The organism is Parviterribacter multiflagellatus (assembly GCF_056863265.1).
The window spans coordinates 1-20597 of the sequence record NZ_JBXPIZ010000008.1 but is presented as its reverse complement, the minus strand read 5'-3'; the positions used below and the strand labels follow the sequence as shown (position 1 = coordinate 20597).

The window sequence follows — 20597 nt, the reverse complement described above, 5'->3', positions numbered from 1 at the left end:
GGGTCCAATAGGTCGTGTTGTCCAACGATGAAGGGCCTGACGCGACGTTCTGTCACGTCGCCGAGAGGCGCCTTGTCCGCAGGGCCAAGTGGAGACCCAGCCGGGTGTCCTCGTCGTCGAGCTCGGCGCCCAGCAGGTCCTCGATCCGGGCCAGCCGGTGGTAGAGCGCCTGCCGGCCGAGGTGCAGCGCCCGCGCGGTCTCGGCCTTGTGCCCGCCGTAGGTGCAGAAGGCCTCCAGCGTGGGGAGGAGCTTGTGCTTGCGCTTGGCGTCGTGGTCGAGCAGCGGACCGAGCCGCTTGGCGACGAACGCCGCGAGGTGCTCGTCGTCGCGCAACGTGGCGAGAAGGCGCTCGAGATCTGGCGCGGCGGCGTCGTGCCAGGCGCGGCCGGGGACCTTGCGGGCCGCCTCGACGGCGCCGGTCGTGGCGCTCAGCGCGGCGCCCGCGTCCTTCCATCCGCGCACCGCCGGGCCCGCGACGACGATCGCGCGGCGGCCGCGCCCGAAGTGGTGCTCGACGGCGCGGTGGATCGCCTCGGCGGCGGCGTCCGCGACGTCGGTCCGGACGGCCCCGGCGCGCAGCGCGACGAGCGCCAGCACGTCGCCCTCCTCGGCGCGGGAGCCGAGCAGCGACGGCAGGTTGCGCGCGGCGAGCTCGCGGCGCGCGTCGCGCCAGGCCAGCGCGGCGGCGCGCTCCTCGGCCTCGCGGCGCGGGCCGGTCGGATGCGTGTCCGGGACGAGCGCGATGGCGAGCGGGAGGAGCTGGCCGTCGCCGGCGGTGAAGCTCAGGCCCTCGGCGCGGGTCGCGGCGTCGCGGGCGCTCAGGTCGCCGGCCGCGAGCTCGGCGAGGAAGCCGCCGCGCTCGCGCAGGGCCAGCAGCTGCTGCTGGTTGGTGCGGAGGGACGCGAGCGCGATGACGCCCGCGGCGCGCTCGATCGCGACGCGGTCGAAGTCGTCCAGCGGCGAGTCGAGCGGGAGCGCGACCAGCCGGCCCGGGCCGCCCGCGTCGCCGGTCGGGATGTCGACCGCGAAGACCGGCGCGCGGCCGCCGTTCGCCCCGTTGGCGGCCGGGCTGTCCTCGTGGCGCAGCGCCTCCCACGCGGCCACGACGTCGCCGTCGGGCGTCCGGTAGCGGGCGTGGAAGAGCAGCTCGCCGCGCGCGTCCTCGAGCACGACCGGGTCGGCGATCGTCTCGGCGAGCACGCGCACGACCGTGTCGACGCCCTCGCCGTCGAGCATCAGCCCCGTGAAGCGCTGGTGGATCTCCTCGCCGCGCCGCAGCAGGCCGAGCTGGCCGGCGAGGATCGCGGAGTGGATCGCCTCGGTGACCTCGACGAACGGGACGCCGCGACGCAGGATCACGAGCGGCATGCCGCGCCGCTCGGCCTCCTCGGCCATGCACGGCGGCACGCGCGGGCAGGCGGGGCCGAGCTCGATCACCAGCGCGGCGACGTCGCGCTCGGCCAGCTCGCCGACGTAGCGGCGCTGCTCGCCGGTGCGCTCCGGGAAGTCCATGCCGGTCGTCAGCAGCAGCTCACCGCCCTTGAGCAGCTCGGCGATGTTGCGGACCTCGGCGACGTGCGCCCAGCGCATGTCCCGGTCGAGCGAGCGGGCGCCCGCGAGGACCTGCGGCAGGCCGCGGCGCAGCGCCGGGAGCGCAAGGGCTGAGCGCACGGTCATGCCGGACATGCCTCAGGAAGGTACTCCGATTCTTGCGACGCTTCGTCCTCTCGTTCGCGCCAGCGTGGGGCGAACTGTCGTCTCGTAGACGCGTGCGCGCGGCGCGAGCATGCGCGCGTGGCCGCCGGTGACCGCTCGCTGCTCCTGCACTTCCACCGCAACGGCGGGCCGGAGCCGCTCGTGCTGGAGCGCGGGGAGGGGCCGTACGTCTTCGACGCGTCGGGCCGGCGGTACCTCGACGGGCTCTCGTCGCTGTTCTGCGCGCAGCTCGGCTTCTCGTACGGCGCGCGCATCGGGGCCGTCGCCGCGCGGCAGATGGAGCGGCTCGCGGTCGGCACGAACTGGGGCGTCGCGTCGCCGCCGGCGCTCGAGCTGGCCGACCGGCTCGGCGAGCTGACCGGGCTGCGGCGCGCGTTCTTCACCAGCGGCGGGTCGGAGGCCGTCGAGGCGGCGTGGAAGCTCGTCCGCCAGATCCACCTCGCGCGCGGGGAGGAGCGGCGGACGGTCGCGATCGCCCGGCGCACCGCCTACCACGGGACGTCGCTGGGCGCGCTCGCGCTGACCGGCGCGGCGGTGATGAAGGACCCGTTCGGGCCGAGCGCGCTGGACGTGCGGCACGTCGCGACGACGAACGCGTTCCGCCCCGAGGTCCCCGACCCGCTCGCCGACGTCGAGCGCGCGGTGGAGGAGGCCGGGCCTGACCGCGTGGCGATGATCATCGCCGAGCCCGTGCAGAACGCCGGCGGCTGCCTCGTTCCGCCCGACGGCTACTGGCAGGGCCTGCGCGAGATCGCCGACCGGTGCGGCGCGCTGCTCGTCGCCGACGAGGTCATCACCGGCTTCGGGCGGCTCGGCACGTGGCTGGGCGGCGAGCGGTACGCCGCACGGCCCGACCTCGTCTGCATCGCGAAGGGCCTGACCGCCGGGCACGCGCCGATGGGCGCCGTGCTGCTGCGCGAGGACGTCGCGGCGCCGCTGTACGACGCGGGGCGCACGCTGCTCCACGGCGTGACGTTCGGCGGCCACCCGGTGTGCGCCGCGGTCGCGCTGGAGGTGCTCGACATCTACGCCGAGGACTTCGTGCTCGCGCGCGTGCAGGAGCACGAGCCGCACCTCGAGGCGCGCCTGCGGTCGCTGCTCGACCTGCCGATCGTCGGCGACGTGCGCGGCGCCGGGTTCTTCTGGGCGCTCGAGCTCGTGGCCGACGAGGCCGGCACGCGCTTCGACGTCGCCGAGCGCGAGCGCCTCCTGCGCGGCTACCTGCCCGCGCGGCTGCTGGAGGCCGGCGTGCTCGCGCGCGCCGACGACCGTGGCGACGCGGTCCTCCAGATCGCCCCGCCGCTCGTCTGCGACCGCGCGGTCCTCGACGACCTCGTCGACCGCCTCGCGCTCGTCCTCGCGGACGCCGGCGCGTGGATCGCCGCGCGCCGCACGCCGCGTGCCGAAGCGGCCTGACGGCACGGATGCGGGACGCCGCCGGACCGGCTCGTAGAGTCCGGCGCCGATGCGCTCCCATCCGTGGCGACTCCGCGTACCCGCCGTCGCTGCGGCGGCGCTCGCGCTGCTCGGTGCCGCCGCGCCCGCGCGGGCGACGACCGTCGAGGTGGTCGACACGGCTGGGCGGCCGCAGGTCGCGGCGCTCACCGGCGTCGGCGGGGAGCGGTGGTGGACCGGCGTGGACGGCCGCGCGGAGGTCCCGGCGCAGGCGCTGACCGTCTCGCGCGCGCCCGGGGACGGGTGCGGGGGCGAGGAGGCCGTCACGGTCGTCGACGGGCTCGCACACGCGCGGATCGTCGTCCCCGAGCTCGTCGGCGTGGCGACGCGGCCCGCGCTCGACGCGGAGGAGCGGCGGCTGCTCGACCTCATCGCGGAGCACCGCGCGCGGCTGGGCCGCACGACCCGCCACGCCGACACGCTCGACCGCACGGCCGACTGGTACGCGACGCGCCTCGCGCGCGCCGGGAGGATCGACCACTGCCTGGTCGGCTCCCCGACCGCCCGCGCGCACGCGACCGGCTTCCCCGGCGCGATCGTGGGGGAGGCGCTCTCGACCGGCGGCGACGACACCGCCGCCACGCATCTCGGCCGCTGGCTCTCGTCCGGGCCGCACCGCGCGACGATCGAGTCGTTCGCCGTCGGCACGTACGGCGTCGCGCACGTCGACGGCACGTGGGTCCTGCTCGCCAGCGGCGACTGCGGGCCGGGCGGCACGACCCCGAGCGCCCTGCACGGGGTGCCCGGCGCGTCGTGCGGCTGGTCGGACCCGGGCGACCTCACGGCCGTGCCGGTTCCGGGCGGTGAGGCCGCGTCGGGGCCCACGACCGCCGCCGCGACCGCGAACCCGCACCTGCGCGTGACGCTCCGCCGCACCGGCCGCCGCGTCCGCGTCGTCGCGCGCGTTGCACCGGGCGCCCGCGGCCGGATGCGCCTCACCGTCGCCGGCCGCCGCCGCCACGTCCGCGCCGGGACGCGCAAGCTCGACGCGACGATCCGCCTCGGGCCCGGCCGCTACGCGGTCTCGGTCGCCTTCACGGGCACCGCGCCGTGGCGCTCGGCCCGCGCCGCGACCTCGATCCGCGTCCGCTAGGGCTCAGCAGGCGCGCGCGAGCCGGCGCACGGCCAGCGCGCCGTGCAGCGCCCGGTCCGCCGCCACCAGCGTCGCCGCGCCTGCGGTGACCGTCATCGCGGCCATGCCCGGGTGGGCGTTGATCGCGACCAGGCAGGCCGCGGCCGTCGCGGGCGGGTGGACCTCACCGTGGCGGAGCATCAGCCCGAGGCTGCCGACCACCGCGGCCGCCGCGGCGTACGCGACGAGCTCCTCCGGGCCGACCGCGCCGGCCAGCGAGGCCCCGAAGCCGAGCACCGCCGCCACGACGTACCCGCCGAGCACCACCCGTGGCGTGGCGGCCGCCGGAGAAGCGCCGCTGGCCAGCAGCGTCGCGCTCGCCGCGAGGGGCGCGGCCGCCGCCGGTACGCCGCACAGCACGCACACGGTCATGACGGCGACGGCCTTCACGGCGGTGGCGAACACGGTCACGCGAGCGGAACGGCGGACGGCGGGGAAGTGCGGCTTCATGGACTCCGGGACGGCGCGGGACGGACGGGACGAGCGCCAGACCGTACTCGCGCGCCCGCGCCCGTTTCGTGCCGCATCTCACGTACGCGCCGGTCGTTCGCGATCCGCTGGTTCGTCGCGTACACTCATCCGGCGCATGGCGCTCTCGCTCGACCTCCGTCTGCTTCTTCTCCTCCCCCGCTAGGGGGATCAGGAGCGCGTGGCGGCCGCCTCAAGCCGCGAACCACTGCAGACGAGAACCAGCGAGAAAGGACCCAAGCCCATGCCTTCCAACGACGACCAGCGCGTCATCCTCTTCGACACCACCCTGCGCGACGGCGAGCAGTCGCCGGGGATCAGCCTCAACGCGTCCGAGAAGCTCGAGATCGCGCAGCAGCTCGCGCGGCTCGGCGTCGACGTCATCGAGGCCGGCTTCCCGATCGCGTCCCGCGGCGACTTCGAGGCGGTCCAGACGATCGCCCAGGAGGTCGACGGCCCCGTCATCGCCGGTCTCGCCCGCGCTCAAGCGGGGGACATCGACGCTGCGTGGGGCGCGGTAAAGGACGCGGCACGACCTCGCATCCACACGTTCATCTCGACGTCGGACATCCACATCGAGCACCAGCTGCGCTCGACCCGCGAGGACGTCAAGCTCGGCGCCCGCGCCGCGGTCGCGCAGGCGCGCGCGCTGTGCGACGACGTGGAGTTCTCCCCGATGGACGCGACCCGCGCGGACGTGGAGTTCACCGCCGAGGTGCTCCAGATCGCGATCGACGAGGGCGCGACGACGATCAACATCCCGGACACCGTCGGCTACGCGACGCCGAACGAGTACGCCGCGTTCCTCACCAAGCTGTACGAGTACACGCCGGGCCTGAAGGACGTCATCGTCTCGGTGCACTGCCACGACGACCTCGGCCTCGCCGTCGCGAACTCGTTCGCGGGCATCCAGGCGGGCGCGCGGCAGGTCGAGTGCGCGGTCAACGGGCTCGGCGAGCGCGCGGGCAACGCGTCGCTGGAGGAGATCATCATGCTCCTCCACACGCGCCACGACGCGGGCTTCCACACGGGCGCGGTGACCACGGAGATCGCGCGCACGTCGCGGATGGTCTCGCGCCTGACCGGCTACCCGGTGCAGCCCAACAAGGCGATCGTCGGCCGCAACGCGTTCGCGCACGAGTCGGGCATCCACCAGGACGGCGTGCTGAAGGAGCGCACGACGTTCGAGATCATGGACGCGACGACGGTCGGCCTGGACGCCAACCAGCTCGTGCTCGGCAAGCACTCGGGCCGCGCGGCGCTGAAGGACGCGCTGCTCAAGCTCGGCTACGAGATCGACGGGGCCGCGCTGCGCAAGGCGTTCGACCGCTTCAAGGACATCGCCGACAAGAAGAAGCAGGTTACGGCGATGGACCTGGAGGCGCTGGTCACCGACGAGCTGCGCGAGGAGATCGCCGGCTACGAGCTCGAGTGGTTCGACGTCGAGGCGTCCTCGCGCCGCCCGCCGCACGCCACGGTCGCGGTCCGCCTCCCCGACGGCACGGTCGCGCAGGGCTCGTTCACCGGCGACGGCCCGGTCGACGCGATCGCGCGCGCGATCAACGCGGCGACCGGCATCGACGCCAAGCTGCGCGAGTTCCGCGTCGACGCGGTCACCGCCGACACCGACGCGCTCGGCGAGACGTCGGTCGTCCTCGAGGTCCAGGGCCAGACGGCCGCGGGCCAGGGCGTCGCGACGAACATCCTCGAGGCCGCGGCCCGCGCGTACGTGCGCGCGCTCTCGCAGGGCCTGCGCAAGGTGACCGCGGCGGAGAACGCCGAAGTGTCGCTGGAGACCGCCCCGTAGGCAGTCGCGCTCGCCTCGCCCCGCGGCGCCCTAGGCGCCGCGGCCGAGGCGGAGGCCCTGCGCGTAGCCGGCGGCGGTGACGTCGGCGGCGGGCGCGGGGTCCATGAAGTTCGAGCCCATCCGCGCGGCCGCGCCGGCGTCGGGGCCGATCACCCGCACGCGGGCAGCGCGGGCGCGGAGGGCGAGCGCCTCCAGCTCGACCGCCGCGCCGGCGAGCCCGCGCGCGGCGGCGAGGGGGGAGGAGCGGGCGACGTCGAGCGAGACGGACGCCGGGTTGAGACACAGCACCTCGCTGTCGCGGCCGGCCGGCGCCGCGTCGAGGTTCGAGAACGACCACGCGCCGCCGTCGACGTACTCGCGGCCGCCGATCACGACCGGGCGGAAGACCCACGGGATCGCGCACGAGGCCAGCACCGCGTCGGCGACCGACGCCCGCGGCGCGCCCGGCCTGCCGAACACGACGCGACGGCCGGTCGCGCGATCGACCGCGCAGATGCGCAGGCGCCCGTCGAACCGCACGCCCCACTCGCCGACCCGCCGGTGCAGGCCGGTGAGCCGCTCGCCCCGCGACGGCACCCGCGCGAGCGCCAGCGCCCGCAGCCGTGCTCCCGGGGCCGCGCCGACGGCGAGCACGGGGCCGGCGAACGGCGCGCTCGCCCACGCGCCGAGCCGCGCCGCCCCGCGCACCACGCGCGCCGCCGTTCCGCTCCCGTCACGCTCGCCGGCCTCGAAGTCCGCCTCCGCGTCTGCCGCGCGGGCGTCCGCCGGCCGCCGTGGTGACCGGCCCGACGCGAGCCGGGCCGCCACGATCGACCCCGCCGACGTGCCGACGTACGCATCGCAGCGCGTGAAGTCGACGGCCCCCGAGGAGGCCGCCTCGATGCCCGCCAGCACGCCGGTCATCCACGCCTCGCCCAGCACGCCGCCGCCACCGAGGACGAGGACGTCGGGCTGGCGCAGCGGCGTCACGAGACCTCGGTCAGCGCGCCCGTCTCGACGTCGTACACGAAGCCGCGGATGGCGTCCCGGTGCTCGAGGAACTTCGACTCGCGCAGCGTCCGCATCGACGAGCGGACGGTCCCCTCGAGGTCGTTGGTGGCGCCGACGCGCCACGGCGGCACCTGGCCGACGGCCATCGTCAGCTCGTGCTGGAACTCGGACTCCGAGCGGCTCTGCAGGCCGCAGTTGGTGTGCATGATCACGATGATCTCGCGCGTCTGGAGGAACCGCTGGGACAGCGTCAGCGAACGGATCACGTCGTCGGTGACGATGCCGCCGGCGTTGCGGATCATGTGCACCTGGCCCTCGCGGAGGCCGAACATCGCGTAGGGGTTCAGACGCGAGTCCATGCAGGTGACGATCGCGGTGCGCAGGGTCGGCTGGACGGCGAGCCCGGCGCGGTCGAACGTCTGGTGCCAGAACTCGGCGTTGCGGAGGAGGTCGTCGGTCACGCTCATGCGGACGCGCACGCTACTTCAAGTGCACCGCCTCAAGTTCCACCGTCCGTATGCGATAACGTACGGACGTATGACGGTGTCTGTCGGACCACGCATCCGGGCCCTGCGCGAGGCGGGCGGGCTGAGCCTGCGCGACCTCGCCGAGCGCACGGGCGTGTCCGCGCCGATGCTCAGCCAGGTCGAGCGGGGCGAGACGAGCCCGACCCTCCAGGTCGCGGGCCGCATCGCCAACGGGCTGGACCTCTCGCTCTCCCAGCTCCTGCGGCTGGACGAGGGCGACAGCGTCCACGTCATCCGGGCCGGCGACACCAAGCCGACCCGGCAACGGGAGGGCCACCGCACCGAGGTGCTGACCGCTGCGCTGCCCGGCCAGCGCGCCGAGCTCTCCCGCCACACGCTCGCCGCGAACGCCGCGACGGGCTCGCCCGAGGACCCGCCGCTGCACGAGGCGGGCGCGCGCGAGATCGCGCACGTCGAGGCGGGCACCCTCGTGCTGCACATCGACGGCGTCCAGCACGAGCTGGGCGCGGGCGACACCGTGACGTTCGACGCCGACCTGCCCCACCACTTCGAGAACCCCGGACCCGGCGAGGCCACGTTCCTCGCCGTCGTCGCCGCCGGCCTGCGCCGGAGCTAAGGAGCCACATCCATGCCGCAGACCCTCTTCGACAAGCTGTGGGCCGCCCACGAGGTGGCTCCGGGCCTCATCTACATCGACCTGCACCTCGTCCACGAGGTCACGTCGCCGCAGGCGTTCGACGGCCTCCGCCTCGCCGGCCGGCCGGTCCGCCGCCCGGATCGCACGCTCGCCACCGCTGATCACAACACCCCGACCGACGGCACGCCGGTAGCCGCGCTGATCAAGGACGAGCTGAGCCGCAAGCAGGTCGAGAAGCTCGAGGAGAACTGCGCCGAGTTCGGCGTCCCGGTCTACTCGCTGGGCTCCGACAAGCAGGGCATCGTGCACGTCATCGGGCCGGAGCTGGGCGTCACCCAGCCGGGCATGACGATCGTCTGCGGCGACTCGCACACCGCCACGCACGGCGCGTTCGGCGCGCTGGCGTTCGGCATCGGGACGAGCGAGGTCGAGCACGTGCTGGCGACCCAGACGCTCGTGCAGAAGAAGCCGAAGTCGATGCGCATCCTCTACACGGGCGAGCTCGGCGCGGGCGTCACGCCGAAGGACATGATCCTCGGCACGATCGGCCAGATGGGCGTCAACGGCGCCACCGGCCACGTCGTCGAGTTCGCCGGCGCGCCCATCGAGGCGATCTCGATGGAGGGCCGCATGACGATCTGCAACATGACGATCGAGGGCGGCGGCCGCGCGGGCATGATCGCGCCGGACGAGAAGACGTTCGCGTGGCTGGAGGAGCGCGGCGTGGCGATCGATCCGGCGTGGCGGGAGCTGCGCACGGACGAGGGCGCGACGTTCGACCGCGAGATCGTGGTGGACGCGGGCGCGCTGTCGCCGCAGGTCACGTGGGGCACGACGCCGGAGATGGTCGTCGGGGTCGCCGACGCGGTGCCCGAGCCGCAGGACCAGGGCGACGAGCGCGCGCTGGAGTACATGGCGCTGCAGCCCGGCACGCCGATGACGGAGATCAAGCTCGACCGCGTGTTCATCGGCTCGTGCACGAACTCGCGCATCGGCGACCTGCGCGCCGCGGCGTCGATGCTCGACGGCCGCAAGGTCGCCGACGGCGTCGTCGCGATGGTCGTCCCGGGCTCCCAGCAGGTCAAGGCGCAGGCCGAGGCCGAGGGCCTGGACGAGGTCTTCAAGTCCGCCGGGTTCGACTGGCGCGAGGCCGGCTGCTCGATGTGCCTGGGCATGAACCCGGACGTCGCGGCGCCGGGTGAGCGCGTGGCCTCGACCTCCAACCGCAACTTCGAGGGCCGGCAGGGCCGCGGCGCCCGCTCGCACCTCGTCTCGCCCCAGATGGCCGCCGCGGCCGCCATCGAGGGCCACTTCGTCGACATCCGCGACTGGAACTAGGGAGCTTCGGACATGGATCCCATCGAGACCATCACCGGCCCGGTCACCGTGCTGATGCGCGACGACATCGACACGGACCAGATCATCCCCGCGCGGTACATGAAGCGGGTGGAGCGGACGGGCTTCGGCGAGTTCTGCTTCCACGAGTGGCGCGCGCAGGGGACCGAGATCCCCCACAACCCGATCCTCGTGACCGGCGTGAACTTCGGCTGCGGCTCGTCGCGTGAGCACGCGCCGTGGGCGCTGAAGGACTACGGGTTCCAGGCGATCGTCGCGATCAACTTCGCGGACATCTTCCGCAACAACTGCACGAAGAACGGCGTCCTGCCGGTCGAGCTGCCGAAGGAGACCGTCGAGGCGATCGCGGAGGCCGGCCACGCGCAGGTCGACCTGGCCGCGCAGGAGGTCCGGTGGGACGGCGGCACCGCGTCGTTCGACATCGACCCTGAGATCAAGCACCGGCTCCTCAACGGGCTCGACGACATCTCGCTCACGCTCGAGCAGGCGGACAAGATCGCCGCCTACGAGGCCGACCGCGAGCGGTCGGGCCCGGTCACCACGGCGCTGTCGTGAGCGCCGACGCGGCCGGCTGGGACGCGGCGACCTACGAGCAGGTCGCCGCGCCACAGCGCGCGTGGGCGCAGGAGATCGTCGAGCGCGCCGCGATCCGCCCCGGCGAGCTCGTGCTCGATGCCGGCTGCGGTGGCGGTGGCGTCACGCGGCAGCTGCTCGACGCCGGCGCGCGCGTCATCGCGGTCGACGGCGACGAGGCGATGGTGGCGAAGGCGCGCGAGACGCTCCCGCCGTCCGTCCCCGTGCTGCACCAGGACCTCGTTGACCTCTCGCTCGACGAGCCGGTCGACGTCGTCTTCTCGTGCGCGGTCTTCCACTGGATCACCGACCACGACGCGCTCTTCGCACGGCTCTTCGACGCGCTGAAGCCCGGCGGCCGCCTCGTCGCGCAGTGCGGGGGAGAGGGCAACATCGCGAAGGTGATCGAGGCCCTCGGCGAGCGCCCCGGCCGCTGGTTCTACGCGGACGCGGAGTCGACCGAGGAGCGCCTGCGCCGCGCCGGCTTCACGCACGCGCGCGCGTGGCTCGAGCCCAAGCCCACCCACGTCGACGACATGGAGACCTTCATCGCGACGGTGATGCTCCACGGCCAGCCCGACGCCCGCGAAGCCGCCGCCCGCGCGGCCGCGCAGCTCGACCACCTCGACTACGTCCGCCTGAACATCACCGCCACTCGCCCGTAGCTCAACCCGGCATGGTTTGAGCCCCGCTATGGGGTCGAAACCATGCCGAGTTGCACGGAGCCCCCGCCGCGAGGGCGCGTGTACGTGATGGCGTACAGTTGTTCGCTCACCTTGACCCGGACCCGGAGGACAGCTTGAGCCCGAAGATCGTGACCCTTCCCGGCGACGGGATCGGCCCGGAGATCATGGACGCCGCGCTGCGGGTCCTCAGCGCGCTCGCCCCCGACGTCGAGACGGAGGAGCACGCGTTCGGCGGCGCCGCGCTCGACGCCCACGGCAACAGCCTCCCCGACAGCACCCTCGAAGCGGCGAAGGGCGCCGACGCCGTGCTGCTGGCCGCGGTCGGCGGGCCGAAGTGGGACACGACCGACGCCAAGGCCGACCGTCCCGAGCGCGGCCTGCTCGCGCTCCGCAAGGAGCTCGGCCTGTTCGCCAACCTGCGGCCGGTCCGCCCGGTGCCCGCGCTCTACGACGCGAGCCCGCTCAAGCGGGAGCTGATCGAGGGCACCGACATGCTCGTCATCCGCGAGCTGACCGGCGGCATCTACTTCGGCGAGAAGAAGCGCACCGACACGACCGCCTCCGACCTGTGCGAGTACACGACGCTGGAGATCGAGCGCATCGCGCGCGTCGCCTTCCGCGCGGCGCGCACCAAGGTCACCTCCGTCGACAAGGCGAACGTGCTCGAGTCGAGCCGCCTCTGGCGCGAGGTCGTCACGAACCTCCACGCCGCGGAGTTCGCCGACACGCCGCTCGAGCACGCGCTGGTCGACTCGACCGCGATGCAGCTCGTCGCCAAGCCCAAGCAGTTCGACGTGATCCTCACCGAGAACATGTTCGGCGACATCCTCAGCGACGAGGCCGCGATGATCACCGGCTCGCTGGGCATGCTCCCGAGCGCCAGCCTCGGCGAGGAGGGCACGCCCGGCGTGTTCGAGCCCGTCCACGGCAGCGCCCCCGACATCGCCGGTCAGGGCATCGCGAACCCCCTCGCGATGTTCCTCAGCCTCGCGATGCTCCTCCGCCACGGACTCGGTCGCGAGGACGCCGCGACGGCTCTAGACTCGGCCGTGGACCGCGCGCTGGCGGGCGGTCTGCGCACCCGGGACCTCGGCGGCGAGGCGTCGACCACCGAGGCCACGGACGCGGTGCTGACCCATCTCGAAAGGGCGTAAGTCGTGAAGCAGTGTGACCTCATCTGGATGAACGGAGACTTCGTGCCGTGGGATGAGGCCAAGGTGCACGTACTGACGCACGGCCTCCACTACGGCACGGGCGTCTTCGAGGGCGTGCGCTGCTACGACACCGAGATCGGGCCCGCGGTCTTCCGCCACCAGGATCACGTCGACCGGCTCTACCGCTCGTCGCAGCTCTACTACATGGACATCCCGTTCGAGAAGGAGCAGATCCGGCAGGCGACGCTGGAGCTGATCTCCCGCAACGGGCTGCGCGAGTGCTACATCCGCCCGCTCGTCTACCGCGGCTACGGCTCGATGGGTCTCAACCCGCTCGACGCGCCGGTGGAGGTCTCCATCGCGGTTTGGGAGTGGGGCGCGTACCTCGGCGAGGAGGGCAAGCGCAACGGCATCCGCGCGCGCGTGTCGTCGTGGCGCCGCATCAGCGGCGACTCGCTCATCCCCGCGGCCAAGGCGTCCGGCCAGTACCTCAACTCGATCCTCGCGAAGATCGAGTCGCAGAAGTCCGGCTACGAGGAGGCGATCCTCCTCGACGACAAGGGCCACGTCTGCGAGGGCACGGGCGAGAACATCTACCTCGTCCGCGACGCCAAGATCTACACGCCGACGCTCAGCTCCTCGATCCTCGACGGCATCAACCGCCGCGCGGTGCTCGAGATCGCCCGCGACCTCGGCTACGAGATCGTCGAGGCCGACATCGAGCGCTCCGAGCTGTACCTGGCCGACGAGATCTTCCTCACCGGCACCGCGGCGGAGCTGACGCCCGTCCGCGAGGTCGACGACCACGCGATCGGCACCGGCAAGCCCGGCCCGGTCACGCTCGCGGTGCAGTCGGCGTTCGAGGACGCGCTGCACGGCCGCGCCGAGCGGTACAAGCACTGGCTCGACCCCGTGCCTGTCGCAGCACCCGCCTCGTGATCGAGCTCTACGACGCGACGCTCCGCGACGGCATGGGCGGGGCTGGCATCAGCCTCACCGCCGACGAGAAGCTGCGCGTCGTGCACAAGCTCGACGAGCTGGGCGTGCACCTGATCGAGGCCGGCTTCCCGGCCTCGAACCCCAAGGAGGCCGAGCTGTTCGGCCTCCTGGAGAAGGAGCGGCTCACCCGCTCCACGATCGCGGCGTTCGGGATGACCCGGCGCCGCGACAGCGCCGCCGCCGACGACCCCGGCCTGCGGACGCTCGCCGAGTGCTTCGCGCCGGTGACGACGATCGTGGGCAAGTCGAGCCTGCTCCACGTGGAGAAGGTCGTGCGCGTGTCGCGGGAGGAGAACCTCGCGATGATCGCCGAGTCGGTGCAGTTCCTCGTCTCCCAGGGCAAGCGCGTCCTGTTCGACGCCGAGCACTTCTTCGACGGCTACGCGGTCGACCCGCGCTTCAGCCTCGACTGCCTGCGCGCCGCGCTCGACGCCGGCGCCGAGCGGCTCGTCCTGTGCGACACCAACGGCGGCTCGCTCCCCGGGCGCATCTACGGCACGGTCCGCGAGGTCGTCGCCGCGCTGGGCGAGGACGTCAAGCTCGGCATCCACTGCCACAACGACACCGACTGTGCGGTCGCCAACTCGCTGTCCGCCGTGGAGGCCGGCGCGACGCAGGTGCAGGGCACGCTCAACGGCATCGGGGAGCGGACCGGCAACGCGAACATGATCTCGATGATCGCGGGCCTGCAGCTCAAGCTCGGCTACGACGTCGTCAGCGCCGAGCAGCTCGCCAAGCTCACCGAGACCGCCCACTACGCCGACGAGCTGCTCAACCGCGCGCCGGACGCCGACCAGCCCTACGTCGGCAAGAACGCGTTCGCGCACAAGGCCGGCCTGCACGCCGCGGGCGTCCGCAGCGTGTCAGAGGCCTTCGAGCACGTCGACCCCGCCGTCGTCGGCAACCGCAACGACGTGCTGGTCAGCGAGATCGCCGGCCGCGCCACGGTGCAGGAGAAGGCCGAGGACGCGGGGGTCGAGGTCGACCCCACGCGGGTCGTCGCGCGCGTGAAGGAGCTCGAGCACGCCGGCTACCAGTTCGAGGCCGCCGACGGCTCGTTCGAGCTGCTCCTGCGCAAGGAGGCCGGCGTCTACGAGCCGCTGTTCCGCCTGGAGTCCTGGCGCTGCATCGTCGAGCAGCGCGCCGACGGCAAGGTGGAGACCGAGGCCACGATCAAGATCTGGGTCGACGGCGAGCGCTTCGTGTCGACCGCCGAGGGCAACGGCCCGGTCCACGCGCTCGACGCGGCGCTGCGCAACGCGATCACCGAGGTGCACCCGCACCTGCGCGACATCGAGCTCGTCAACTTCAAGGTCCGCATCCTCGACGTCACGAAGGGCACCGGCGCGATCACCCGCGTGCTGCTCGACGCGTCGGACGGCTCGGAGATGTGGGGCTCGATCGGCGTCCACACGAACGTCATCGCGGCGTCGTGGCAGGCGCTGGTCGACTCGCTCGAGTACGCGATGCAGCCGGGCAAGGAGCAGCACACCCGCTCGACGCGCGCCGCGACCACGTGAGCGGCGTCGGGCAGCAGATCGGCCTCGCGCGCCCGGTGATCGGGGAGCGCGAGGAGGAGCTCGTCCTCGAGGTCCTGCGCTCGCGGCGCCTGTCGCTCGGGCCCATGACCGAGCGGTTCGAGCACGACTTCGCGGCCGCGCTCGGCGGCGGCGTGCGGGCGAGCGCCGTGTCGTCCGGCACCGCCGGCCTGCACCTGGCGCTGCGCGCGATCGGCGTGGGGGAGGGCGAGGAGGTCGTCACGTCCCCGCTCTCGTTCGTCGCGTCGGCCAACGCGATCGTCTACCAGCGCGCCAAGCCGGTGTTCGCGGACATCGACCCGCGGACGCTCAACCTCGACCCGGACGCGGCGCGTGCGGCGATCACCGAGCGGACGACCGCGCTCCTGCCCGTCCACATCTTCGGCTACCCCGCGGACATCCCGGCGTTCGAGGCGTTCGGCCTGCCGATCGTCGAGGACGCGTGCGAGGCGCTGGGCGCGGTCCACGCCGACGGCACCCGCGTCGGCGCGCGCGGCAACCCGGCGGTCTTCGGCTTCTACGCCAACAAGCAGATCACCACCGGCGAGGGCGGGATGATCACCGTCGGCGACCCGGCCCTCAAGGAGCGGATCGACTCCGAGCGCAACCAGGGCCGCGCACCGGACATGGGCTGGCTGGATCACGACCGGCTCGGCTTCAACTACCGGCTGTCCGACATCGCCAGCGCGATCGGCGTGGCGCAGGTCGAGCGGCTCCCGCAGCTGCTGGAAGGCCGCGCGCGCGTGGCCCAGCTCTACCGCGAGGCCCTGAGCGACATCGAGGATCTGACGCTGCCCTGTGACGACGCCGGCGGCGACCGGCGCGGGTGGTTCGTCTTCGTCGTCCAGCTCCCGCACCGCGTCGACCGCGACGACACGATCCGCGCGCTGCGCGAGCGGGGCATCGACTCCAAGCCGTACCTGCCGGCGATCCACCTCATGTCCTACTACCGCGAGACGTTCGGCCACCGGCCGGGCGAGTTCCCGGTCTGCGAGGACGTCGCCGCGCGGTCGATCGCCCTCCCGTTCCACCCCGAGCTGACCGCCGGGGAGGTCGAGCAGGTCGCGCGCACGCTGCGCGATGTGCTCGGTGTGCAGGCCCTTTAGGCCCTCTGGACACATGGCTGAGTTGACCGCCCGCCGTGCGTGGGGTCAACTCCGCGGCCGATGTCCGGCCGGAGACGGATGTGCGCCGCGGTGGCGGCTGCCCTCATGGGGCTCGGCGGCGCAGGCGTGCCGGCGGCGAGCGCGGCGCCCGCACGGGTCGACGGGCTCGACTCGGCGCTGACCGACGCCGGCGGTGGGCCGGCGGCACGGGCGCGGGGGAGCGAGCGCGTCGACGTCTGGATCCAGCCCGCGCCCGGCGGCGACGCGGCGGCCGCCGCCCGGGCGGTCGGCGGCACCGACGTCGTCGACGCGGCCACGGTCGTCGAGGCGGCGGTGGAGCGGGTACGGCTGGCCGAGCTCGCGGCGCGCGCCGACGTCCGCTTCGTCCGCCCGGTGCTGCGCCTGGAGCCGACCGCCGTGGGCACCGAGGGCGTCGCCCCGACCGGCGCCGCGGCCTGGCACGCCGGCGGCGTCACCGGCGCGGGCGTCCCGATCGCGATCATCGACGGGGGCTTCGCCGGCCTGGTTGGCAGCCAGGCCGCGGGGGAGCTGCCGCCGACCACGAACCTCGACGCGTGCGACGGCCGGTTCGAGTCGACCTCCCACGGCACCGAGGTCGCCGAGGTCGTCCACGCGATGGCGCCCGGCGCCGAGCTCACGCTGATCTGCGCGCAGACGCTCGGCCAGACGCTGCTCGCGCTCGACGAGGCGATCGCGCGCGGCATCCCGATCGTCAACTTCTCCGCCGGCTACGTCGGCTTCGGCCCCGGCGACGGCACGGGCGGCGTCGACCTGCCCGACGAGCTGCCGCGCCGCGCCCGCGCGCACGGCGTGCTGTGGATCAACGCCGCCGGCAACTCCGGTAACAAGCACTGGAGCGGCACGTTCGCCGACGTGCCCGCCGCCGGGCCGGTCACCCGCTTCACGATCCCCGCCGGCCAGCAGAAGTGCGTGCGCTTGCGCTGGGCCGACTGGCCGCTGTCGGACCAGGACTACGACGTGCGGATCGTCGACGCCTCCGGCCAGACGGTCAGCGCCGGCGGTGCCAACGAGCAGACCACGGCGGAGCCGACGACGCCGCTCGAGATCGCGTGCGCGACGAACGCCGGCGCGCTCCCCGCCACCTACGGCGCGGTGATCGACCGCTACAGCGCCACCGAGGCGCCGACGATGGACCTCTACGCCGACACCGCGGTCACCGCCGGGACGCCGGCGCGGAGCCTGATCGAGCCCGCCGCCTCGCCGGCCGCGCTGACGGTCGGCGCCGTGTGCTGGAACGGCTTCGGGCTCGAGCCCTACAGCGCGCAGGGCCCGACGCTCGACGGACGCGTCAAGCCCGACCTGGTCGCGCCGGCGAACACGAGCAGCGACGTCTACGGCCCGTTCTCGGCCTGTGGGACGAGCGGCTTCACCGGCACGTCGGTCTCCGCGCCGCACGCGGCGGGCGCCGCCGCGCTGCTGCTCCAGGCCCGGCCGCACCTCGACGCCGGCGGCCTGCACGCCGAGCTGGCGGCGCACGCGCTCGACCTCGGCTCGCCCGGCCTCGACGCCGCGTTCGGCGCCGGCGCGCTGCACGTCGGGGCGCTGCTGGCGTCCGACCGCCGCGAACCCCGCGCCGCCGTCGGCCACCCCGCACCGGCCGGGCCGCCGACGCCCGACGCGCCGTCCGGGCCCGTCGCCGCGGCCCCGCCCGCGGCGGTCAGCACCGTCGCCGCGAACGCCCGCAGCCGCACGCGCGCGCTGGCCGCCGCCGACGTCATCACGCTCCCCGCGGCGACCCGCTGCGTCCGCGCCCGTCGCGTCACCGTCCGCGCCGCCGCGCCCCGCGGCACGACGCTGCGCCGCGTCACCGTCAAGCGCGCGGGCCAGGTGCTCACCAGCGCGTCCGGCCGCGCCCGCACGCACGCGGTGACCGTGCGCCAGCTCCCGCGCCGCGGCGCCTTCCGCCTGACGGTCGCCGCCACGCTCGGCGACGGCCGCCGCCTGACCGTGTCGCGCCGCTACCGCGCCTGCGGCGGGTAGCATCCGTCACGTGTCGGCAGGGACACGCCAGCGACGCCTGGACGCGCAGCGCCGGCAGGCCCGTCTCGTGGGCGCCGGCGGGTTCGCCGCCGCGCTCGCACTGCCCGCGGTGCTGTTCCACCGGCCGGTCGCGCTGCTCTTCGGCCAGCCGCAGCTCGGCGACGTCGGCTGGCTCACCGGCCTCGTGCCGTGGCTCCTGCTCCTCACCGGCCTCGCGTTCCTGCTGCCCGTCGCCTGGTCGGCCGGGATGGATCCCGACAGCCGCTGGTTCCCGCGCGCCCGCCCGGCCTTCGCCGGCTGGGGCAGCAGCCTCTACGTCCTGGGCTTCCTGCTCGCCTGGCAGGTCGTCCAGATCCAGGGCGCGGGCTCGGGCTGAGTAGATTCAGCACCCGCATGAGCGGGCGCTTCTCCGAACCTCCGGATCCGGCCTTCACGGCCCTCGACACCTCGCTGGGCTACGACCAGCGGCTCTGGCCCTACGACGTCGCGCAGTCGCGCGCGCACGCGGGCATGCTGGCCCAGCAGGGGATCATCTCCGACGCCGACCGCGACGCTCTCCACGAGGCGCTGCTGCAGGTCGAGGCCGAGCTGGCCGCGGGCGAGTTCCCGTTCCTGCCCGACGACGTCGACATCCACATGGCGATCGAGCGGCGCGTGACCGAGATCGCCGGCCCGGTCGGCGGGAAGATCCACACCGCGCGCTCGCGCAACGACCAGGTCGTCACCGACGTGGCGATGTTCGTCCGCGACGCCGCGCGCAGCGCCCAGAACGCGATCCGCGACGTGCAGTCCGCGCTGATCCAGCGCGCCGAGCAGCACCTCGACTGGCCACTGCCCGGCTACACGCACCTCCAGCGCGGCCAGCCGGTCTACCTCGCGCACCACCTGCTCGCATACGTGTGGATGCTCGAGCGCGACAAGCAGCGCCTGGCGTTCGCGGAGGAGGCGGCGAGCGTCCTGCCGCTCGGCGCCGGCGCGCTGGCCGGCGTCAACTTCGACACCGACCGCGGCCACGTCGCCGAGGCCCTGGGCTTCACGAGCGTCGTCCCGAACTCGATCGACGCCGTCTCCAACCGCGACTTCGTCCTCGACTTCCTGGGCGCCGCCGCGACGTGCCTGACGCACCTGTCGCGCCTCGGCTCCGAGCTGGTGATCTGGTCGACCAGCGAGTTCGGCTTCGTCACGCTCCCCGACGCGTGGACGAGCGGCTCGTCGATCATGCCGCAGAAGAAGAACCCCGACGCCGCCGAGCTGCTGCGCGCCAAGGCGCCCCGCGTCGTCGGCCGCCTGACGGCGCTCTACGGCACGATCCACGCGCTCCCGCTGACCTACAACAAGGACATGCAGGAGGACAAGGAGGGCCTGTTCGACGCCGTCGACACGCTCGACCTGTGCCTCGCCGCGGCGCGCGGGATGATCGCGGGGGCGAACTTCCACCGCGACCGCATGGCCGACGCCGCGTCCGACGAGCTGATCGCCGCGACCGACCTCGCCGACCTGCTGGTCAAGCGCGGCACGCCGTTCCGCGACGCGCACGGCGTCGTCGCGGGGATGGTGCGGCGGAGCGTCGAGACCTCCACGCCCCTCGTCGACATCGCGACCGAGGAGCTGGGCGACGAGGCAGCGGAGGTCTTGAAGCAGTCCTCGTGGCTGGAGTCGAAGGTGAGCGAGGGCGGCACCTCGCTCGCCCGCGTGCGCGAGCAGCTCGACCGGGCGCGCGCGCTGGTCTGATGGACCGCGAGTGGTACGCGCGCCCCGTCCTGGACGTGGCGCGCGACCTCGTCGGGTGCGTGCTGCGCCACGGCGACACGTCGGGCGTCATCGTCGAGACGGAGGCCTACCACTACACCGAGGCCGCCTGCCACGCCTACGTCGGGGTCACGCCCCGCACGCGTGTGCTCTGGGGCCCACCGGCCCGCGCCTACGTCTACCGCTCGTACGGCATCCACGCGCTCTTCAACGCCGTGTGCGAGGAGGACGGCGTGGGCGCCGCGGTGCTCGTCCGCGCGCTGGAGTCGCGGGACGGCATCGAGGTCATGCGCATGCGGCGCGGCGCCGTGCGCGACGCCGACCTGTGCAACGGGCCCGGGAAGCTCACCCAGGCGCTGGGCATCGAGCTCGGGCACAACGACACGCCGCTGCTGAACGGGCCCATCGCGATCGAGCCCCGCCCGCCGGAGTGGGAGGACGTCGACGTCGTCCGCAGCGCGCCGCGCATCGGCATCACCAAGGCGATCGACCTCGACTGGCGCTTCTCGGCCCGCGGGCATCGGGGTGTCTCGCGCCCGCACCCGGCGGTCGCGCCGCCGCTCGGCTAGGTGTAAGTCCTGAGGACGTTGTTACGTCCGGGCCTCTTCGGAGGCTGGGTGGTGCCAACCACGCCCAGCTCTCCGAAGGAGGCACCGGATGCGGCTGCACGCTAACGCGGCGCTCAGTCTGATTCAGCGAAGGAAGATGGTCCTGGCGGTC

19 protein-coding genes are annotated in these 20597 nt (G+C 73.9%); 15 read left to right on the top strand and 4 right to left on the bottom strand.

Translation table 11 applies throughout. From position 1 onward, the window contains the following. Positions 1-52: 52 nt before the first annotated feature. Positions 53-1687, bottom strand: coding sequence for a PucR family transcriptional regulator (locus tag AC1UE5_RS17375; protein WP_482925791.1), 1635 nt, complete (start codon positions 1685-1687; stop codon positions 53-55). A gap of 108 nt (positions 1688-1795) precedes the next feature. Between AC1UE5_RS17375 and AC1UE5_RS17370 the strand changes: the two genes are divergently transcribed. Both AC1UE5_RS17370 and AC1UE5_RS17365 read left to right on the top strand, forming a co-directional pair. Beyond that, a complete protein-coding gene (locus tag AC1UE5_RS17370; protein ID WP_482925790.1) occupies positions 1796-3133 on the top strand; it encodes an aminotransferase class III-fold pyridoxal phosphate-dependent enzyme in 1338 nt (445 codons plus the stop codon). A gap of 49 nt (positions 3134-3182) precedes the next feature. Continuing rightward, complete coding sequence (locus tag AC1UE5_RS17365) at positions 3183-4265, top strand: CAP domain-containing protein (RefSeq protein ID WP_482925789.1); 1083 nt, start codon at positions 3183-3185, stop codon at positions 4263-4265. Between the two features lie 3 nt (positions 4266-4268). Here AC1UE5_RS17365 and AC1UE5_RS17360 read toward each other — a convergent pair whose 3' ends face one another. Then, positions 4269-4754, bottom strand: coding sequence for an HPP family protein (locus AC1UE5_RS17360; protein WP_482925788.1), 486 nt, complete (start codon positions 4752-4754; stop codon positions 4269-4271). A 262-nt stretch (positions 4755-5016) separates the two neighbouring features. Here AC1UE5_RS17360 and AC1UE5_RS17355 point away from each other — a divergent pair, with 262 nt between their 5' ends. Continuing rightward, entirely contained in the window at positions 5017-6579 is a 1563-nt protein-coding gene (locus AC1UE5_RS17355; RefSeq protein ID WP_482925787.1) for a 2-isopropylmalate synthase, read from the top strand. Between the two features lie 30 nt (positions 6580-6609). Here AC1UE5_RS17355 and AC1UE5_RS17350 read toward each other — a convergent pair whose 3' ends face one another. After that, a complete protein-coding gene (locus AC1UE5_RS17350) occupies positions 6610-7548 on the bottom strand; it encodes a patatin-like phospholipase family protein (protein ID WP_482925786.1) in 939 nt (312 codons plus the stop codon). Continuing rightward, positions 7545-8036, bottom strand: coding sequence for a beta-class carbonic anhydrase (locus AC1UE5_RS17345; RefSeq protein ID WP_482925785.1), 492 nt, complete (start codon positions 8034-8036; stop codon positions 7545-7547). Before AC1UE5_RS17345 ends, AC1UE5_RS17350 begins: the two co-directional genes overlap by 4 nt. Positions 8037-8112: 76 nt before the next feature. On the opposite strand from AC1UE5_RS17345, the gene AC1UE5_RS17340 reads away from it, so the two are divergent. From AC1UE5_RS17340 to AC1UE5_RS17285, 12 genes are all read left to right on the top strand, one after another. Continuing rightward, the gene (locus AC1UE5_RS17340) at positions 8113-8673 is read left to right on the top strand and encodes a helix-turn-helix domain-containing protein (RefSeq protein ID WP_482925784.1); all 561 of its coding nucleotides are present in this window, start codon (positions 8113-8115) and stop codon (positions 8671-8673) included. 12 nt (positions 8674-8685) lie between these two features. Then, a complete protein-coding gene (gene leuC, locus AC1UE5_RS17335; protein ID WP_482925783.1) occupies positions 8686-10032 on the top strand; it encodes a 3-isopropylmalate dehydratase large subunit in 1347 nt (448 codons plus the stop codon). A 12-nt stretch (positions 10033-10044) separates the two neighbouring features. Then, the gene (leuD, locus tag AC1UE5_RS17330; RefSeq protein ID WP_482925782.1) at positions 10045-10605 is read left to right on the top strand and encodes a 3-isopropylmalate dehydratase small subunit; all 561 of its coding nucleotides are present in this window, start codon (positions 10045-10047) and stop codon (positions 10603-10605) included. Further along, positions 10602-11288, top strand: a complete 687-nt coding sequence (locus AC1UE5_RS17325) for a class I SAM-dependent methyltransferase (protein WP_482925781.1) — start codon at positions 10602-10604, stop codon at positions 11286-11288. Before leuD ends, AC1UE5_RS17325 begins: the two co-directional genes overlap by 4 nt. A 134-nt stretch (positions 11289-11422) precedes the next feature. Then, entirely contained in the window at positions 11423-12463 is a 1041-nt protein-coding gene (leuB, locus tag AC1UE5_RS17320) for a 3-isopropylmalate dehydrogenase (protein ID WP_482925779.1), read from the top strand. A 27-nt stretch (positions 12464-12490) separates the two neighbouring features. After that, positions 12491-13402: a branched-chain amino acid transaminase gene (locus AC1UE5_RS17315; RefSeq protein WP_482925777.1), complete on the top strand. Its 912-nt coding sequence runs from the start codon at positions 12491-12493 to the stop codon at positions 13400-13402. Positions 13403-13434: 32 nt separating this feature from the next. Beyond that, positions 13435-14982, top strand: coding sequence for a citramalate synthase (cimA, locus tag AC1UE5_RS17310; RefSeq protein ID WP_482926398.1), 1548 nt, complete (start codon positions 13435-13437; stop codon positions 14980-14982). After that, complete coding sequence (locus tag AC1UE5_RS17305) at positions 14979-16106, top strand: DegT/DnrJ/EryC1/StrS family aminotransferase (RefSeq protein ID WP_482925775.1); 1128 nt, start codon at positions 14979-14981, stop codon at positions 16104-16106. The genes cimA and AC1UE5_RS17305 overlap by 4 nt, the downstream gene beginning before the upstream one ends. Positions 16107-16196: 90 nt before the next feature. Then, positions 16197-18128 (top strand): S8 family serine peptidase, encoded by a 1932-nt coding sequence (locus AC1UE5_RS17300; RefSeq protein WP_482925773.1) that lies wholly within the window; start codon positions 16197-16199, stop codon positions 18126-18128. 10 nt (positions 18129-18138) lie between these two features. Beyond that, positions 18139-18504 carry a hypothetical protein gene (locus AC1UE5_RS17295; RefSeq protein WP_482925771.1) on the top strand — a complete coding sequence of 122 codons (366 nt, stop codon included), beginning with the start codon at positions 18139-18141 and terminating at the stop codon, positions 18502-18504. 17 nt (positions 18505-18521) lie between these two features. Beyond that, entirely contained in the window at positions 18522-19859 is a 1338-nt protein-coding gene (gene argH / locus AC1UE5_RS17290; RefSeq protein ID WP_482925769.1) for an argininosuccinate lyase, read from the top strand. Further along, a complete protein-coding gene (locus AC1UE5_RS17285) occupies positions 19859-20446 on the top strand; it encodes a DNA-3-methyladenine glycosylase (RefSeq protein WP_482925767.1) in 588 nt (195 codons plus the stop codon). The genes argH and AC1UE5_RS17285 overlap by 1 nt, the downstream gene beginning before the upstream one ends. The last annotated feature ends 151 nt before the right edge of the window (positions 20447-20597 follow it).

Bases quoted from the DNA above. Each gene is read 5' to 3' on its own strand.
- AC1UE5_RS17315 (WP_482925777.1), top strand. From the start codon at position 12,491: ATGAACGGAGACTTCGTGCCGTGGGATGAGGCCAAGGTGCACGTACTG.
- leuC (WP_482925783.1), top strand. From the start codon at position 8,686: ATGCCGCAGACCCTCTTCGACAAGCTGTGGGCCGCCCACGAGGTGGCT.
- AC1UE5_RS17365 (WP_482925789.1), top strand. From the start codon at position 3,183: ATGCGCTCCCATCCGTGGCGACTCCGCGTACCCGCCGTCGCTGCGGCG.
- argH (WP_482925769.1), top strand. From the start codon at position 18,522: ATGAGCGGGCGCTTCTCCGAACCTCCGGATCCGGCCTTCACGGCCCTC.
- AC1UE5_RS17375 (WP_482925791.1), bottom strand. From the start codon at position 1,687: ATGTCCGGCATGACCGTGCGCTCAGCCCTTGCGCTCCCGGCGCTGCGC.
- leuD (WP_482925782.1), top strand. From the start codon at position 10,045: ATGGATCCCATCGAGACCATCACCGGCCCGGTCACCGTGCTGATGCGC.
- AC1UE5_RS17360 (WP_482925788.1), bottom strand. From the start codon at position 4,754: ATGAAGCCGCACTTCCCCGCCGTCCGCCGTTCCGCTCGCGTGACCGTG.
- AC1UE5_RS17355 (WP_482925787.1), top strand. From the start codon at position 5,017: ATGCCTTCCAACGACGACCAGCGCGTCATCCTCTTCGACACCACCCTG.
- cimA (WP_482926398.1), top strand. From the start codon at position 13,435: ATGGGCGGGGCTGGCATCAGCCTCACCGCCGACGAGAAGCTGCGCGTC.
- AC1UE5_RS17285 (WP_482925767.1), top strand. From the start codon at position 19,859: ATGGACCGCGAGTGGTACGCGCGCCCCGTCCTGGACGTGGCGCGCGAC.
- AC1UE5_RS17345 (WP_482925785.1), bottom strand. From the start codon at position 8,036: ATGAGCGTGACCGACGACCTCCTCCGCAACGCCGAGTTCTGGCACCAG.